At 70.6% G+C, this 15,897-nt stretch carries 13 protein-coding genes; 10 read left to right on the forward strand and 3 right to left on the reverse strand.

The window, feature by feature from the left end:
• Positions 1-30: 30 nt before the first annotated feature.
• Complete coding sequence (gene nrdF, locus AC3ANN_RS05855; protein WP_488340052.1) at positions 31-1,005, forward strand: class 1b ribonucleoside-diphosphate reductase subunit beta; 975 nt, start codon at positions 31-33, stop codon at positions 1,003-1,005.
• A 1,213-nt stretch (positions 1,006-2,218) separates the two neighbouring features.
• On the opposite strand, the gene AC3ANN_RS05860 is transcribed toward nrdF, so the two are convergent.
• Positions 2,219-3,325, reverse strand: a complete 1,107-nt coding sequence (locus AC3ANN_RS05860) for a class I SAM-dependent methyltransferase (protein ID WP_488340053.1) — start codon at positions 3,323-3,325, stop codon at positions 2,219-2,221.
• 120 nt (positions 3,326-3,445) lie between these two features.
• Here AC3ANN_RS05860 and AC3ANN_RS05865 point away from each other — a divergent pair, with 120 nt between their 5' ends.
• A complete protein-coding gene (locus tag AC3ANN_RS05865) occupies positions 3,446-6,016 on the forward strand; it encodes an ATP-dependent Clp protease ATP-binding subunit (protein WP_488340054.1) in 2,571 nt (856 codons plus the stop codon).
• A 53-nt stretch (positions 6,017-6,069) separates the two neighbouring features.
• On the opposite strand, the gene AC3ANN_RS05870 is transcribed toward AC3ANN_RS05865, so the two are convergent.
• Complete coding sequence (locus AC3ANN_RS05870; RefSeq protein ID WP_488340055.1) at positions 6,070-6,792, reverse strand: DUF72 domain-containing protein; 723 nt, start codon at positions 6,790-6,792, stop codon at positions 6,070-6,072.
• Between the two features lie 153 nt (positions 6,793-6,945).
• Here AC3ANN_RS05870 and AC3ANN_RS05875 point away from each other — a divergent pair, with 153 nt between their 5' ends.
• The 8 genes from AC3ANN_RS05875 (at position 6,946) to AC3ANN_RS05910 (ending at position 14,552) form a co-directional block, all read left to right on the forward strand.
• Positions 6,946-7,695 carry a DUF1684 domain-containing protein gene (locus tag AC3ANN_RS05875; protein WP_488340056.1) on the forward strand — a complete coding sequence of 250 codons (750 nt, stop codon included), beginning with the start codon at positions 6,946-6,948 and terminating at the stop codon, positions 7,693-7,695.
• Between the two features lie 80 nt (positions 7,696-7,775).
• A complete protein-coding gene (locus AC3ANN_RS05880; RefSeq protein ID WP_488340057.1) occupies positions 7,776-9,302 on the forward strand; it encodes an ABC transporter substrate-binding protein in 1,527 nt (508 codons plus the stop codon).
• Positions 9,303-9,310: 8 nt separating this feature from the next.
• Positions 9,311-10,306: an ABC transporter permease gene (locus AC3ANN_RS05885; protein ID WP_488340783.1), complete on the forward strand. Its 996-nt coding sequence runs from the start codon at positions 9,311-9,313 to the stop codon at positions 10,304-10,306.
• Positions 10,303-11,187 carry an ABC transporter permease gene (locus AC3ANN_RS05890; RefSeq protein WP_488340058.1) on the forward strand — a complete coding sequence of 295 codons (885 nt, stop codon included), beginning with the start codon at positions 10,303-10,305 and terminating at the stop codon, positions 11,185-11,187. The genes AC3ANN_RS05885 and AC3ANN_RS05890 overlap by 4 nt, the downstream gene beginning before the upstream one ends.
• Positions 11,184-12,011 carry an ATP-binding cassette domain-containing protein gene (locus AC3ANN_RS05895; protein ID WP_488340059.1) on the forward strand — a complete coding sequence of 276 codons (828 nt, stop codon included), beginning with the start codon at positions 11,184-11,186 and terminating at the stop codon, positions 12,009-12,011. The genes AC3ANN_RS05890 and AC3ANN_RS05895 overlap by 4 nt, the downstream gene beginning before the upstream one ends.
• Entirely contained in the window at positions 12,008-12,817 is an 810-nt protein-coding gene (locus tag AC3ANN_RS05900; protein ID WP_488340060.1) for an ABC transporter ATP-binding protein, read from the forward strand. Before AC3ANN_RS05895 ends, AC3ANN_RS05900 begins: the two co-directional genes overlap by 4 nt.
• A gap of 68 nt (positions 12,818-12,885) precedes the next feature.
• Positions 12,886-13,779, forward strand: coding sequence for an LLM class flavin-dependent oxidoreductase (locus AC3ANN_RS05905; RefSeq protein WP_488340061.1), 894 nt, complete (start codon positions 12,886-12,888; stop codon positions 13,777-13,779).
• Positions 13,776-14,552, forward strand: a complete 777-nt coding sequence (locus tag AC3ANN_RS05910; protein ID WP_488340062.1) for an LLM class flavin-dependent oxidoreductase — start codon at positions 13,776-13,778, stop codon at positions 14,550-14,552. The genes AC3ANN_RS05905 and AC3ANN_RS05910 overlap by 4 nt, the downstream gene beginning before the upstream one ends.
• 6 nt (positions 14,553-14,558) lie before the next feature.
• On the opposite strand, the gene AC3ANN_RS05915 is transcribed toward AC3ANN_RS05910, so the two are convergent.
• Positions 14,559-15,815, reverse strand: a complete 1,257-nt coding sequence (locus AC3ANN_RS05915) for an endonuclease/exonuclease/phosphatase family protein (protein WP_488340063.1) — start codon at positions 15,813-15,815, stop codon at positions 14,559-14,561.
• Positions 15,816-15,897 lie beyond the last annotated feature (82 nt).

Raw genomic sequence — 15,897 nt, forward strand, 5'->3', positions numbered from 1 at the left:
GTCTGACCTGGGATTTTGGAAAGAGAGAACATGAGCGAGAAGCTCCAGCTCCTGGATCATGTCCAGGCCATCAACTGGAACCGCATCCAGGACGACAAGGACCTCGAGGTGTGGAACCGCCTCGTGAACAACTTCTGGCTGCCCGAGAAGGTGCCGCTGTCGAACGACATCCAGTCGTGGAACACGCTCACCCCCGAAGAGCAGACCCTCACGATGCGGGTGTTCACCGGCCTGACGCTGCTCGACACCATCCAGGGCACCGTCGGCGCGGTGTCGCTGATCCCGGACGCGATCACGCCGCATGAGGAGGCCGTCTACACGAACATCGCGTTCATGGAGTCGGTGCACGCCAAGTCATACTCGTCGATCTTCTCGACGCTGTGCTCCACAAAGGAGATCGATGAGGCGTTCCGCTGGTCGATCGAGAACGAGAACCTTCAGAAGAAGGCTCGCATCGTCATGGAGTACTACCGTGGCGACGAGCCTCTCAAGCGCAAGGTCGCCTCGACGCTGCTCGAGTCGTTCCTGTTCTACTCGGGCTTCTACCTGCCGATGCACTGGTCGAGCCGGGCGAAGCTGACCAACACGGCCGACCTCATCCGCCTCATCATCCGCGATGAGGCCGTGCACGGGTACTACATCGGCTACAAGTTCCAGAAGGGACTCGAGACGGTCGACCAGGCCAAGCGCGACGACCTCAAGGACTACACGTTCTCGCTGCTGTACGAGCTCTACGACAACGAGGTGCAGTACACGCAGGACCTCTACGACGGTGTCGGCCTCACCGAGGACGTCAAGAAGTTCCTGCACTACAACGCCAACAAGGCCCTCATGAACCTGGGCTACGAGGCGATGTTCCCCTCGACGGTCACGGACGTGAACCCGGCGATCCTGTCGGCCCTGTCGCCGAACGCCGACGAGAACCACGACTTCTTCTCGGGGTCGGGCTCGTCGTACGTCATCGGCAAGGCCGAGGCGACCGAAGACGAGGACTGGGACTTCTGAGAACCGCATGATTCCGCGGAAGTAGCGCGTCCGCACGTGATGACAAGGCCCCCGGCCCGATCGCCCTCTCGGGGTGGTCGGTCCGGGGGCCTTGCCTGCCTTCGCCGTCAGGGAGGCGAGTGGAGCGGCGTCGTCGCCGAACCGCCACCGTCAGGTCCCTTGCCCACGCGGAAGGCGAGGATCGGTCATGGGCGCCCGCTCACGGTGACCGGTCCTCTTCGATCCGGATCCGGCGGCGTGGGAAGGGGGAGCGGCTACGCCGACACCGGCGGCATCGTTGGACGGATCCGGCCGCGCGGCTGAGCGCGTCATCCGTGATACTCATCCGTCGCTCCCCTCGGGTGCTTCACAGCGACCCGAGGGGAGCGACGTCGCTGGGGCGGAGGTATTGCGTCCCCAGATCGCTGCCCCTCCGTGCGCGGTCCCAGCCTGAGTGCCTCCCCAGGCGACCTCAGATCCGCATCGACAACGTAGCACGTCCCCCATATGGGGGACGTGCTGTCCGCGATGCTGTAAAGGAGAAGCTCACCGAAAGCTGAGCATCGCTGCGGGGCGGGCCACTCCGCGATGGAGATCGGAGTTCGGGCACTCATGCGGGGCGAGTCCGTGGTCGGCAGATCGACGAGTCGGCAGCCGTGGCACCAGAACCGCTGCCAGCCTCCTGGAGCGCCGCGCCGCAGACCCGACTGCAGCTCCACGATGTACGAGGTCCCGTCGGGCACCCGTATCTCTCCCAGGCGCGATCCACGCGTAGCTCTGAACCGATGACCGGGGGCGTCATCAGCGCCCGTCGAAACAGGTCCGACCAATCGGCGTGTCGAGATCCCTTTCCGGTCGACGTCGTCTGCGCGTTGATAGCGTCATCATGGGTGTCCCCAGCACCCACGGACGCGGTGTCCCCAACGCCGCTCCTCGCCGCGGAACTCGCTCGCCTTGGGGAGTGCGATAGCCGTGGCGGCCGGGTCTCGGTGTCCCCAGCACCGAGGCCCGGCCCTCTCTCCGACGTTCCGGACCGAGCGCGCGCGCACCTCGGTTGCTCTGATCCACGGCGGGTTGTTCGACATCGACGAGCAGTTCGATCCGCTGCTGCCTCGATGGTGAGCCTCCACCACGCGGTGGAGTTCTTGCGGCTGCGCGGCGGCGACATCAGCGGACGCTCCTCGACGGCGCCCCCGCTCCGGCGTGGGCCGACACGACGGGCTGAGCCGGACGCTCAGCGCCTCACCGAGGCGGTGACGGTGAACTTGCTGTTGCGTGCCACCTGACGTGTCGGCCCGACGAGGCGTTCGAGCGCCGGGCGGTAGCGCAGAGACGAGTTCCACACCGCCCAGAGCTCGCCGCCGCGCCGGAGCACGCGCGCCGCGTCGGCGAACATGCGTGGTGCGATTCCCTCATGCACGGCCGCGCCGGAGTGGAACGGCGGGTTGACCGCGACGAACGACGCGCCGGCATCGGGCTGCGACGCGAGCATGTCGTCTCGCACGACGTCGATCCGATCGCCGACGCCGTTCGCGTCGGCGGTCGCACGCGCCGAGGCGACGGCGGCTGCGGACTGATCGCATGCGACGACGCGGATTGCGGGATGCCTCATCGCGAGGGCGGTCGCGATGACGCCGGTTCCGCACGCGAGGTCGATCACAGCGCCGTCGGCGGGGATCGCCGGGGGGAGCTGCTCGAGCAGGAACCGCGTGCCGATGTCGATCGACGCGCCCGCGAACGCCCCGCCGAACGCGCACACCACGAGCCCGTCGTGCACGGCGCGCCGGGGTTCGGGATCGCGGCCGCCGTGCGGACCGCGCGCGACGAGCACGCGGGACTTATGGCGCGCATGCGTGACGTCGACCCGCTCGAAGTGCTGCCGCAGCACGTCGTTCATCGCGAGCGACATGTGCTTGACACGCCCGCCGGCGTACACGACGACCTCGCGCGAGGCGTGTGCGGCGATCAGTCCTGCGATGTCGCGCAGCGCGTCGAGCGAGCGGGGGAGCCGCACGAGCACGACCCGCGCGCCGTGAACGAGGTCCGCGGCCAGTGGCAGCGAGGCGTAGCGGTCGGCGAGATCGAACCGCTCTGCGTTCGTCGCGAGCGCCCGCTCACCGGTGAGGGCGTCCTGATGGACGCGGATGCCGTGACCGCCGTCCGCGGCCGCGCCCAGCGTCAGCGCGCCGTACGCGTCGCCGATGACCGCGACGGCGTCGCTCGCAGGGGCGCGCGACGACGCCGACTCGTCGAGGATCAGCCTGTCGGCGGCATCCGTCGCCACGAGGTCTGGCGCCTCGATGTCGGGCCAGCGCCGGAGCGCGTCGAGCGAGAAGGTCACGGCTCCACCGTAGATCGCCGTAACCCGGGAATATGACCGGAAGGAGCTGGTTGAACTTGATACGGCTGTACTCAAGTTCGTAAACTTGACAGTCCCTCACTCAAGTTCAGGAGAGATGGAATGCCCGAAGACTTCACCCCCTCCGCCGGTGACGACGCCAGCTCGTTCGACGAGTTCCTCGCGCGGTATCTCGCCGGCGAGCGCGCGCGCGTCGAGCGCTCGATCGACCTCAGCCGGTTCCTCGGCGCGCGCACGCAGCAGCTGCTGCAGCGCGCCGGCGCCTACGCGCTCGAGCGCGGCCAGCGGGAGCTCGACGCCCTGCACGTGCTGAGGATCCTCGCGGCCGAGGCTCCCGCCAAGGACGCCATCGAGCGCATCGGCGCCGACCCCCGCGGCATCGTGCGGGCGACCGAGGAGCGGCTCCCCGCCGCCTCGAGCCCCGCCGACGTCGACGGGGCGGTCGTGACGCCGTCGGTGCAGCGTGCGCTGTTCCACGCGTTCCAGGTCGCGCGCTCGTCGGGCTCGACCTACGTCGACCCCGAGCACCTCTTCTTCGCGCTCGTGCTCGCGCAGGATACGCCCGCCGGCCAGGTGCTGGCGCGCGCCGGCGTCACCGCCGAGGCCCTCACGCAGAGCGTGCGCGAGACGGTGTCGCCGGGCGGTGCTCCCGGAGCAGATGACGCGACGGATGCCGCGGCATCCGACACGCCCATGCTCGACACGTACGGCACCGACCTGACCGCACTCGCGGTGGCCGGGCGACTCGATCCCGTCATCGGGCGAGCCGACGAGATCGAGCAGACGATCGAGATCCTCAGCCGACGCACCAAGAACAATCCGGTGCTCGTCGGCGAGGCCGGCGTCGGCAAGACCGCGATCGTCGAGGGCCTCGCGCAGGCGATCGTCGACGGCGGCGTGCCCGAGCAGCTCGCCGGCAAGCGGGTCGTCGCGCTCGACCTTGCGGCGATGCTCGCAGGCACGCGCTACCGCGGCGACTTCGAGGAGCGCCTCACCAAGACGATGGACGAGATCGCCGAGCACCAGGGCGAGCTCATCGTGTTCATCGACGAGGTGCACACGGTGGTCGGCGCGGGCGGCGCCGGCGACGGCGGCATGGACGCCGGCAACATCCTCAAGCCCCGCCTCGCACGGGGCGAGCTGCACCTCGTGGGCGCGACGACGCTCAAGGAGTACCGCGTCATCGAGAAGGACCCTGCCCTCGAACGCCGGTTCCAGCCCGTGAAGGTCGGCGAGCCGTCCATCGAGGACGCCGTCCTGATCCTGCGGGGCCTGAAGTCCGCGTACGAGGACCACCACGGCATCGTGTACACCGACGAGGCGCTGCGCGCCGCCGTCGAGCTCAGCGACCGCTACCTTCCCGACCGCGTGCTGCCCGACAAGGCCATCGACCTCATCGACCAGGCGGGCGCGCGACTGCGCCTGCGTCTCGGCGCCCAGGTCGACGTGAGCGCGCTGATGGAGCGCCTGGCGACGCTGGAGGCCGACAAGAACGCAGCCGTCTCGGCCGAGCACTACGAGGAGGCCTCGCGCATCCGTGACGAGATCACCGACGTGCAGGACCGCCTCGAGCGCGCCACGAGCGGCGCAGCGGCCGGCGCGGCGACCGTCGGCAAGCCCGACGCGATCGTGGACGAGCCCGAGATCGCCGCGGTGATCAGCCGTGCCACGGGCATCCCGGTGAACCGGCTCACCGAGAGCGAGCGCGAGCGCCTCGCGACCCTCGAGGACGAGCTCCACGCGCGCGTCGTCGGACAGGACGACGCCGTGACCGCCGTCGCCAAGGCGGTGCGACGCAATCGCACCGGCATGGGCGACGCGCGGCGTCCGGTCGGGTCGTTCCTCTTCCTCGGCCCCACCGGGGTCGGCAAGACGGAGCTCGCCAAGGGCCTGGCGGCGAGCCTGTTCGACGACGAGGGAGCGGTCATCCGCTTCGACATGAGCGAGTTCGGCGAGCGGCACACCGTGTCGCGCCTGGTCGGAGCGCCTCCCGGATACGTCGGGTACGACGAGGCCGGGCAGCTGACCGAGCGCGTGCGCCGCAACCCGTACTCGATCGTGCTGTTCGACGAGATAGAGAAGGCCCACCCCGACGTGTTCAACCTGCTGCTGCAGGTGCTCGACGACGGGCGCCTGACCGACGGTCAGGGCCGCACGGTCGACTTCCGCAACACGGTGGTCGTGATGACCTCGAACCTCGGGTCGGAGTTCCTCGCGTCGCGCAGCGGCGCCATCGGCTTCATCGCCGACGGAGGCGGCGCGACCGGATTCGGATCGGAGAAGGACCTGCGCGACCGTGTGTTCGGCAAGCTCCGCGAGGCGATGCGGCCCGAGTTCCTCAACCGCATCGACGAGATCGTGCTCTTCCGCAAGCTCGAGAAGCCCCAGCTGCGCGAGATCGTGCGGCTCCTGCTCGGCGCGAGCGGGGGACGGCTCGCCAAGCGCGAGATCGCGTTCGAGGTCACCGAAGCGGCCGTGGACTGGCTCGCCGAGCACGGGTACGAGCCCGAGTACGGTGCTCGTCCGCTGCGCCGGCTCATCCAGCGCGAGGTCGACGACCGCATCGCCGACCTCTTCGTCACCGGTGCGCTCGCCGACGGCGGTGCGGTGACCGTGGATGCCGGGAGCGACGGCATCGTCGTACGCGCGGAGGCGCTCGCGACCGCCGCGTGACGCCGACGCACACGAAGGGCGCCATGCCGGAGGGCATGGCGCCCTTCGTCGTCTCAGGCGCCCAGCATCCGCTTCAGGGTCCGGGCGTTGCGGACGGCGTTCCCCCCGCCGTCGTTGTTGAAGTACGCGTAGACCTCGTGACCCGAGGCCTCCCACTCGCGGATGCGCCCGGCCCACCATTCCAGGTCGTCGTCGGAGTAGGAGCCGCCGTACAGCCTCTCGGGATCGGGGCCGTGCAGCCGCACATACACGAGCTCCGCGGTGGCACGCAGGATGCACGGCAGCCGTGCTCCGCTCATGACGCAGTACGCCGCGTCGTGGCGCTCGAGCAGGCCGAAGATCGACTCGTCGTCGGTCCACGACGGATGCCGGAACTCGACGACCGGCCGAGTCCACGCGGGCAGCGCCCCGAGGAACGCATCCAGGCGCTCGTCGTCGCGCTCCATCGCCGGGTGCAACTGGACGATCAGCGGTCCGCGTCGGCCGTCGAGGGCGTGCAGGCCACGCGTGATGCGCTCGATCCACACGTCGGGATCGCGCAGGCGCCGCGCGTGCGTCAGCCCGCGAGGCGCCTTCACCGCCATCTCGAAGCCTTCGGGCACACGTTCGCGCCACGAAGCGAATCGCGCGTCGGCAGGCCACCGGTAGAAGCTGCCGTTGAGCTCGACGGTGTCGAACTCGGCGACGTACTGGCCGAGCCAGGCGCGCTGGTCTCCGCGGTAGAGCACGCCACGCCAGTGCGGGTAGACCCAGCCCGAGGTTCCGATGCGCGCCATTGCTCCAGCGTGCAATGAGGCGGGACACGACGACACGGGCTTGCCGCTCGTGCGCGCGACCGCTAGGCATCGCACGTCGTGACGCACGGTCACACGCAGCGAAACACTGTGAAACGGAATTTCCGAATGGCGGTCGCGATTTGATCACCTGTGATGGTGACCACTGCAACTGTGTCCGCGCACGACGTCTGGCAGGACTGGAAGGCGTCGCGTCGTCGCGCGGTGACGGCGCCCGAAGGGGCTCTCTCGCTCGTGCTGACCCACTGGTCGCCCGCCGGCCGGCCCCCGATCGACGAGGACGAGGCGCGCGCGGGCCACCCCGCTGACGCCCGGTTCACGCGTCTGCAGCGTGCGGACCTCGACAGCGGCCTGACGCAGGAGGGCTACCGCATCTGGCGGCAGGACTCCCCGGCACAGCAGGCGTTCGAGGGGATCGAGTACTACGACTACGACCCTGCCTGGGTGATCCCGGGTCGGTTCCAGCTGGTCGACGAAGAGCGCGTCGTGCCGTTCGAGCACATCAAGGATGCCGGCGCCACGCGCGCGCTGCCGGTCTCGGGCGATCTCGTGTTCGAGGTGGACGGCACCGAGTACCGGCTCAACGCCTTCGACACCGTCTACGGCGGGACGGCCAAGCTCCAGCTCGTGTTCGGCGACCGCACCAACGGAGCAGAGAGCTACGGCGCCGGCAGGTTCCTCTTCCTGGACCACCCCGCCTCGGAGCGCGCGCTCGCGCCCGGCGACAGCATTCCGATCACGATCGACTTCAACCGGGCCATCGTGCCGCCCTGCGGGTTCTCGAACCAGATGAACTGCCCGCTGCCGCCGCTGCAGAACCGCCTGCCCTTCGCGCTCCGCGCCGGGGAGCGCCGCGTCCGCTTCGCCGACGGTTTCACGCTCTAGCCGGGCGCGGGGCCGACAGCGCCCCGCGCCCACCCTCGACCCGAACAACCCTGCTTCACCCGAACAGCAAAGGAACCGACGTGTCCTCACGCATACGACGTCTGGGAGTCGCCGCTGCGGCGCTCGCCTCCGCCGCCCTCGTCCTGGCCGGCTGCGCCTCCGGAGGCGCGCCTGCCTCGACCGGCGCGGCGGACGCTGCCGATCCGAACGCCGAGATCGTCGTGGGCTCGCAGAACGAGCCCACCAACCTCGACCAGATCTTCGGCGGCAGCTCGGGCGTGACGGAGGTGTTCACCGGCAACGTGTACGAGGGGCTGTTCAAGATCACTGACGACGCGACGGTCGAGCCCCTGCTGGCGGCTGAGACGGAGGTGTCGGAGGACGGCCTGGTCTACACCTTCACGCTGCAGGAGGATGCGACCTTCCATTCCGGCGACCCGGTCGACGCCGAAGCGGTCAAGTACAGCCTCGAGCGCTTCGTCAGCGAGGAGTCGATCGCCGCGCGCAAGCGCCAGCTGAGCGTCATCGACCACGTCGACGTCGTCGACGAGAAGGTCGTCGCGGTGACGCTGAAGCAGCCGTCCATCAGCTTCACGTACAACCTCGGCTACGTGTGGATCGTGAACCCCGCGGCAGGCGATCTCACCGCGACCGAGGACGGCAGCGGGCCGTACCGCCTCGCCGACTACCGCAAGGGCGACTCGATCACGCTGGAGCTGAACGACGAGTACTGGGGCGAGGCGCCCGCGAACGGCGGCGTGGTCTACCAGTACTACGCCGACCCGACGGCCCTGAACAACGCCCTGCTCACCGGGGCCGTCGACCTGGTGACGAGCCAGTCGAACCCCGACAGCCTGGGGGAGTTCGAAGCCGCGGGCTTCCAGATCATCGAGGGCACGTCGACGACCAAGGAGCTGCTGGCGTTCAACGACCGCGTGGCGCCGTTCGACCAGGTGGACGTCCGCAAGGCGGTGTACTCCGCGATCGACCGCGAGAAGCTGCTCGACGCGATCTGGGACGGCCGCGGCCAGCTGATCGGCTCGATGGTGCCGCCGTCGGAGCCCTGGTACATCGAGCTCGCCGACAACAACCCGTACGACGTCGAGCTCGCTGAGGAGCTGCTGGCCGACGCCGGCTACGCCGACGGCTTCACGTTCACGTTGGACACCCCCGACTCGGGCGTGCACTCCACCGTCGCCGAGTTCGTCAAGTCCGAGCTCGCGAAGGTCGGCATCACGGTCGAGATCAACGTGATCACCGACGATGAGTGGTACCAGAAGGTGTACACCGACAAGGACTTCCAGGCGACGCTGCAGGGCCACGTCAACGACCGCGACATCAACTTCTACGGCAACCCCGACTTCTACTGGGGCTACGACAACGCCGACGTGCAGACGTGGCTCGCCGACTCCGAGAAGGCGGCGTCGGTGGACGAGCAGACCGAGCTGGTGAAGAAGGCGAACCAGCAGATCTCGGACGACGCCGCGAGCGTGTGGCTCTACCTCAACCCGCAGCTGCGGATCGCGGCGGAAGGCATCAGCGGTGTGCCCGAGAACGGGCTCAACTCGCTGTTCTACGTGTACGGCATCGAGAAGGCGGCATCATAGGCCGGTATCTGCTCCGACGGACAGGATTGCTGCTGCTGGCCTTCGCGCTGGCGGCGACGATCCTGTTCGTCGTGCTGCGCGTGCTCGGAAACCCGGTGTTCGCGCTCATCTCCGTGGGGGCGACGGACGCCGACATCGCGGCTGCCGCCGCGCGTCTGGGTGTGGACCGCCCGATCTGGGAGCAGTACGCCGACTATCTGCGCCAGCTGGTCACCCTGGATCTCGGTCAGTCGTTCACCAATCGGCTCTCGGTGGGCGACGAGATCGTCCGGCGGCTGAACGTCACGCTGCCGCTGACGCTGCTGTCGTTCGTGTTCGCCGTCCTGATCGCGGTCCCGGTGGGCTTCTTCGCCGCCTGGAAGTCGCGCACGTGGTACGGCGCGACCTTCTCGGCGCTGTCGCAGCTCGGCGGCGCGGTGCCGGTGTTCTGGGTCGGCATCCTGCTCGTCGCCGTGCTGTCGCTCGGCTGGCGGCTCTTCCCCGCCGGAGGCTTTCCGCGGACCGACTGGCAGGATCCCGGCGCGGCGCTGTTCGCGCTCGTGCTCCCGGTGACAACGATCGCGCTCGTCGCCGGGAGCGACCTCGCCCGCTATGTGCGCAGCGCGACCCTCGACATCCTCGGTCAGCAGTACATGCGCGCCGCGAGGGCGACGGGGCAGAGCTTCGGCACGGCGCTGCGGCGGCACGGCGTGCGCAACGCCGTGGTGCCGGTCATCTCGATCCTCGCGATCATGCTCTCGACGACGTTCGTCGGAGCGGTCGTGATCGAGCGCGTCTTCGCTCTGCCGGGGCTCGGCGACATGCTGCTCGTGGGCATCAAGGAGCAGGACTTCCCCAGCGTGCAGGGCGTGCTGCTCTTCTCGACGGCGCTCGTGCTGCTGCTGGGCTTCGCCGCCGACATCATCCAGCGCATGATCGACCCGCGACTGCGCGGCTCGCTGTCGGGCAACCGGCGGATCGGGCCGACGCGCGCGGACGCGGTCGGAGCGGAGTCGGCCGCGTGACCGTGACGATCCCGACCGCCCCTGCCGTCTCCGCCGACACGACGGCGACGCCCGAGCGTCGCCCCCGCGTCCGCCGCTCCGTCAACCTCGCCGTCGGGGCCGTGCTGTTCGGCGCGATCGCGGTGGTCGCGCTCGTGTCGCTGGTGTGGACCCCGTTCAGCCTCGAGGACACCACCGGGGATCGCCTGATGCCCCCATCGGCGGAGCACTGGGCGGGCACCGATCGCCTCGGCCGCGACCTCTTCTCGCAGCTCATGGTCGGCGCCCGGCTCGCCCTCGTCGTCGGATTCGGTTCCGTGCTCATCGCCGCGGTCCTCGGCGTGACGCTCGGGCTGGTCGCCGCCATCGCGAACCGCTGGCTGGATGACGCGATCTCGAGTCTGCTCGACATCGCGATCGCGTTCCCGACGCTGCTGCTGGCGATGCTCATCGTCGCGTGGCGCGGAGCCTCGATGGACTCCGCGATCCTCGCGATCGGCCTGGCCGGTGCGGCCGTGATCGCGAGGCTCACCCGCATCACGACGACACGCGTGCTGGTGCAGGACTTCATCACGGCCTCTCGCACCTCCGGAACCGGGATGCTGCGGGTCATCGGGCTGCATGTGGTGCCGAACGTCTGGCCGACGCTCGTCGTGCCGCTCGCGCTGCAGTTCGGCGGGGCCGTCGTCGCCGAGGCGTCCTTGTCGTACCTGGGGCTCGGGTCTCCGCCGCCGAACGCGTCGTGGGGACGGATGCTGCAGGAGGCGCAGAGCACGGTGCTCGTCGCTCCGACGGCCGCCATTCTGCCTGGCCTCCTGCTCGTGGCCACCATCATCGGCATGAACCTGCTCGCCGACGGCCTCCGGGATGTCGTCGACCCCACCACCCGGAGCATCCGGTGAGCGCGCTCCTGAGAGTCGACGCTCTCGGAGTCGGGTACGAAGGCGCCGAGCCGCGGGATCTCGTCCACGAGGTGTCGTTCCGTCTCGACGGCGGCGAACGGCTGGGCATCATCGGCGAGTCCGGCTCGGGCAAGTCGCTGACGGCGCTCGCGATCCTCGGCCTGCTCGCGCATCCGCTGCGCGCGCGGGGGGGTGCGATGCTCGCCACGGACGGCGGTGAGGTGGATGTCGTCGCCGCCTCGCAGCGCCGGCTCGACCGCGTGCGGGGGTCGGTGGTCGGCGCGGTCTTCCAGGAGCCGCTGGCATCGCTGGACCCGCTCATGAGGGTCGGCAAGCAGCTCGCTTGGCCGCTCGCGCACCACCGGGGTCTGCGCGGGGACGCCCTGCGGAGTGCGGTGCTCGACGCGCTCGCCGACGTCCAGCTGCCGCATCCCGAGCGCATCGCCCGCGCCTACATCCACGAGATCTCGGGCGGACAGCGTCAGCGGGTCGCGATCGCGCTCGCCCTCGCAGCGGGTCCGCGTCTGCTCATCGCCGACGAGCCGACGACCGCACTGGATGTGACCGTGCAGGCGGGCGTGCTGGCGCTGCTGCAGCGAGAGGTCGAGGAGCGGGGGATGTCGCTGATCTTCATCAGCCACGATCTTCCGGTGGTGGCGGGCATCACCGACCGGGTGCTGGTGATGCGCGACGGCAGGCAGGTGGAGCTCGCCGATACGGCGACCCTGCTGACCTCGCCCGCCGAGGACTACACGCGCGCGCTGGTGTCGGCATCCCGCGAGCTCGAGGCGTTCCTGCCGGAGCGGACGGAGGGTGGGGCATGACGACGACGGAAGCGGTGCACACGGCGACTGCCGGGCCGCGCGGCCCGCTCCTGACGGCCGAGCGCGTGAGCTTTCGCTATCACCACGACGCCGCCGTGCTGCACGACATCGATCTGGCCGTCGCTCCGGGAGAGAGCGTGGGACTCGTGGGGGAGTCGGGCGCCGGCAAGACGACGCTGCTGCGTCTCCTGCTGGGCCTCGCCGCGCCGACCGAGGGCCGCATCCTGTTCGACGGCGCGCCGCTGGATCGCCGTGACCGGAGCGGGATGCGCCTGTTCCGCCGCGCCGTGCAGCCGGTCTATCAGGACCCGTTCTCCTCGCTGGACCCGCGGATGCGGGTCGGCGACTCGATCTCGGAGCCGATCCGCTCGCTGGGACTCGAGCTCGACCGCGCAGCCCGTGCTGCTCGCGTCGCGGAGCTGCTGCGCGCGGTCGATCTGCCCGCGGACGCGGCTTCGCGCTATCCCGACGCCTTCTCCGGCGGCCAGCGACAGCGCATCGCCATCGCGCGCGCTCTCGCACCGGGGCCCCGGCTGCTGCTGGCCGACGAGCCGGTGAGCGCACTGGACACGTCGGTGCGCATGACGGTGATCGAGCTGTTCCGGCGGCTCGCGCGCGAGCGCGGCATCGCGATGGTGCTCGTGTCGCACGATCTCACCATCGTCTCGGCGCTGTGCGCGAGGGTGGCGGTGCTTCAGGGCGGACGAGTGGTGGAGCACGGGACGACCGAGCAGGTGCTCTCGCGCCCGGCGCACCCGTACACGGCCCAGCTGCTGCAGGCGGTGCCCAGGCTGCCGGCGTTGTGAGGCCCTGAGCGCCCACGCCATGACGGCGCGGCTTCCGTGGTGTCGGTGCGTCCTGCCAGAGTGGACGCATGGCACGCATCGGCGCGATCTTCAACCCGTACACGCACTCTCCCGACGAGTTCCACGACGCCGTGCTCGCGGCCGAGGAGGGCGGAGTGCCCGAGCTGTGGGTGTGGGAGGACTGCTTCCGCCAGTCGGCCTTCGCCACGGTGGGCGCTGCACTCGCGTGGACCGACAGCCTCAAGATCGGCATCGGCATCGCGCCCATGCCGCTGCGCAATGTCGCGGCGACGGCGATGGAGATCGCGACGGTCGAGCGGCTGTTCCCCGGGCGCCTGCTGCCGGGCGTCGGTCACGGCGTGCTGCCGTGGATGGGCCAGGTCGGCGCCCGCGTCGCCTCGCCCCTCACGCTCATGCGCGAGTACGTGCCGGCGCTGCGGGCGCTGCTCGCGGGCGAGAAGGTCGACGCGAACGGCCGCTACGTGAAGCTCGACGGCGTGCAGCTGGACTACCCGCCGGCGTCGGCCCCGCGCGTGTACGCCGCCGCCGAGGGGCCCAAGACGCTGCGCCTGAGCGGTGAGGTCGCCGACGGCACCGTGCTCGACAGCGGTCACACGCCGGGTGAGCTGGCCGCATCCCTGGCCGCGATCGGCGAGGGGCGCGCCGAGGCGAGGCGCGAGGGCGCGCACGAGAGCATCGCGTATGTGGTGACGGCGTTCGGGACGGATGCCGAGGCCCGCGCCCGCGCGGACGTCGGCGACAAGCCCGATCCGCTCGAGCGCGCACTGTGGGGCGACCCGGCGCAGGTCGCCGAGGGCGCGCGGGCGTTCTTCGACGTCGGTGTCGACGAGGTCATCCTCCTGCCCGCTTCGCGCACCGACCTGCGCGAGTTCTACGCAGCCGCCGGCGAGGTGTCGAGGATCGTCGCCGCGCACGCCCCCGCCGCCGCGAGCGCGGGGTGACGGCGCTCCTGTCGGTCGGGATCGCGGCCGCCGCGGGGCCCGAACTCGCCGCGCGGCTCGCGCCGGTCCTGGAGCGCGGGGGACTGCACGCGCTGTGGGTGAACGACACACCCGGCAGCGACGCCCTCGCGGTGATCGCCGCGGCCGCCCGCGTGACGGAGCGGCTCGTGCTCGCGACCGGAGTGCTGCCGATGGACCGGCGCACGCCGAACGACGTCGTGGCCGAGGTCTCGCGGCTCGGGCTGCCGCGTGAGCGGCTCGTGCTCGGCATCGGATCGGGCTCGGCCACGCGCGGCGCCCTCGCCCGCGTCGAGCGGGCGGCGGCGGTGCTCCAGGACGCGCGCCCGGCGCGCGTGGTGGTCGGCGCGCTCGGGCCGAAGATGCGGCGACTCGCCGCCGAGGCGTCCGACGGCGTGCTGCTCAGCTGGCTCACGCCCGACGGTGCGTCGGCCCAGGCGGCCGAGGCGCACGCCCTCGCACCGTCGGCACACGTCGCGCTGTACGTGCGTGCCGCCGCCGATGCGGCGGCGGTGTCTCGGCTCGAGACGGAGGCCGGTCGGTACGCCGGTTACCCGCAGTACGCCGCGAACCTTGCACGGCTGGGGGTGCGCGCCGACGAGACCGTGATCCGTCCGGAGGGCCTCGGCGACGGCATCCGTCGCTATCGCGAAGGCGTCGACGAGCTGGTGCTGCGCGCGATCGTCGCGGAAGAGAGCACCGCCGCGTACGAGCGGTTCGTGCAGGCCGTGGCCGCCGCGGCAGCCACGGCCTGAGCGGCGCTATCGTCCGACGCGCGGAACCTCCACGTCGACCCACACGAGACGGTGGTCGCTGCTCGGGAACGGGAACACGCCGGTCAGCGCCGACAGCGGATCGGCCTGCACCGGCCAGAACACGCCGGCGCCCGCGATCCCGAGCGTGCGTGAGGGCAGCACGTAGTCGGCACGCAGGTTGCCGGGCGCCGTGTCGGCGAAGTCCGCCGTGTCGAGGCGTGGGTCGCCGAGGTGGGCAGCGTTCGCGCCGCCCTGCAGCACGGCCGCCTCGACGGCGCCTGCGGAGGCCGGCAGCGGGTCGACGATGCGGCGATTGTCGAGCAGCTGGTGGATCGCGGCATCCACCGAGTCGCCGTCGAGCGGGTCGGCGTTCTGGTCGCCCACGATCACGAACGACTCGGCCGGCGACAGGCCGCCGCGCCCGCCCTCGTCGTCGTAGATGTAGCGGCCCGCGCCGGGCGTGACGTAGTCGGCCCAGAAGCGGATCTCATCGTGGTTGCGGGTTCCGTTGCGGTCCTCGGCGCCGTCGAAGGTGGGCGGCGTCGGGTGCGACGCGAGCACGTGAACCGTCTGGCCGCCGACCTGCACGGGCACGTCCCAGTGCGATTTGCTCGACAGCCGGAACACGGCCAGCTCCTCGGGCGAGTACCAGTCCGAAGGCGCCTCGGTCGCCGGGTCGTCGGGCAGGAGTGCACCCGGCATGTCCTTCCACAGGAATTGCTGGAACGTGCGCACGTCGTCGGTCGCGATCGGGTGCTTCGAGAGCACCACCATGCCGTACTGCCCCTCGAACACGCCGAAGCCGAACGCGTCGTCCCCGCCCGCGACCACGCCGTTGTTGTTCAGGTCGAAGCCGCTCGGGACGCCGGTGTTCGACGGCGCCACGAAGGCGTACGGGTACTCGACGGCCTCGGCACCGTTCTGGCCCACCTCGAGGTAGTTGTCGCGGAACAAGTCGACGGCGACGCCGCCCTCGACGTAGTCGAACTCGTTCAGCAGCACGACGTCGGGGTTCGCACGCTGGATGATCTCGGCGACCGTACGCGCCTGCGCGTTCGCGCCGGTCGACAGGTCGGCGACGAGCTGTCCGGGCGCGTTGCGGTTCAGCGAGAGGTTGAAGGTCGCGACGCGGAGCGGCTCGTCCTGCACGGGGCGGGCGGTCGGCGCGGCTCCGGCGGTGGCGGCGGCGGGAACGGCAGCACCGGCGGCGACGAGCGCGGCGCCCGCTGCGACAGCGATCCAGCTTCGGGAACGGGGGGTCATGGGATCTCCTTCGTGGGGATGACGGTGACGCCGGGTCACGACGGCGTGATCGGCGCCACGCCCCACGGTAGGCGCGCCGGGT

Source organism: Microbacterium sp. STRO-2N (assembly GCF_057747775.1).

Bases quoted from the DNA above. Each gene is read 5' to 3' on its own strand.
- nrdF (WP_488340052.1), top strand. From the start codon at position 31: ATGAGCGAGAAGCTCCAGCTCCTGGATCATGTCCAGGCCATCAACTGG.
- AC3ANN_RS05865 (WP_488340054.1), top strand. From the start codon at position 3,446: ATGCCCGAAGACTTCACCCCCTCCGCCGGTGACGACGCCAGCTCGTTC.
- AC3ANN_RS05870 (WP_488340055.1), bottom strand. From the start codon at position 6,792: ATGGCGCGCATCGGAACCTCGGGCTGGGTCTACCCGCACTGGCGTGGC.
- AC3ANN_RS05875 (WP_488340056.1), top strand. From the start codon at position 6,946: ATGGTGACCACTGCAACTGTGTCCGCGCACGACGTCTGGCAGGACTGG.
- AC3ANN_RS05905 (WP_488340061.1), top strand. From the start codon at position 12,886: ATGGCACGCATCGGCGCGATCTTCAACCCGTACACGCACTCTCCCGAC.
- AC3ANN_RS05900 (WP_488340060.1), top strand. From the start codon at position 12,008: ATGACGACGACGGAAGCGGTGCACACGGCGACTGCCGGGCCGCGCGGC.
- AC3ANN_RS05915 (WP_488340063.1), bottom strand. From the start codon at position 15,815: ATGACCCCCCGTTCCCGAAGCTGGATCGCTGTCGCAGCGGGCGCCGCG.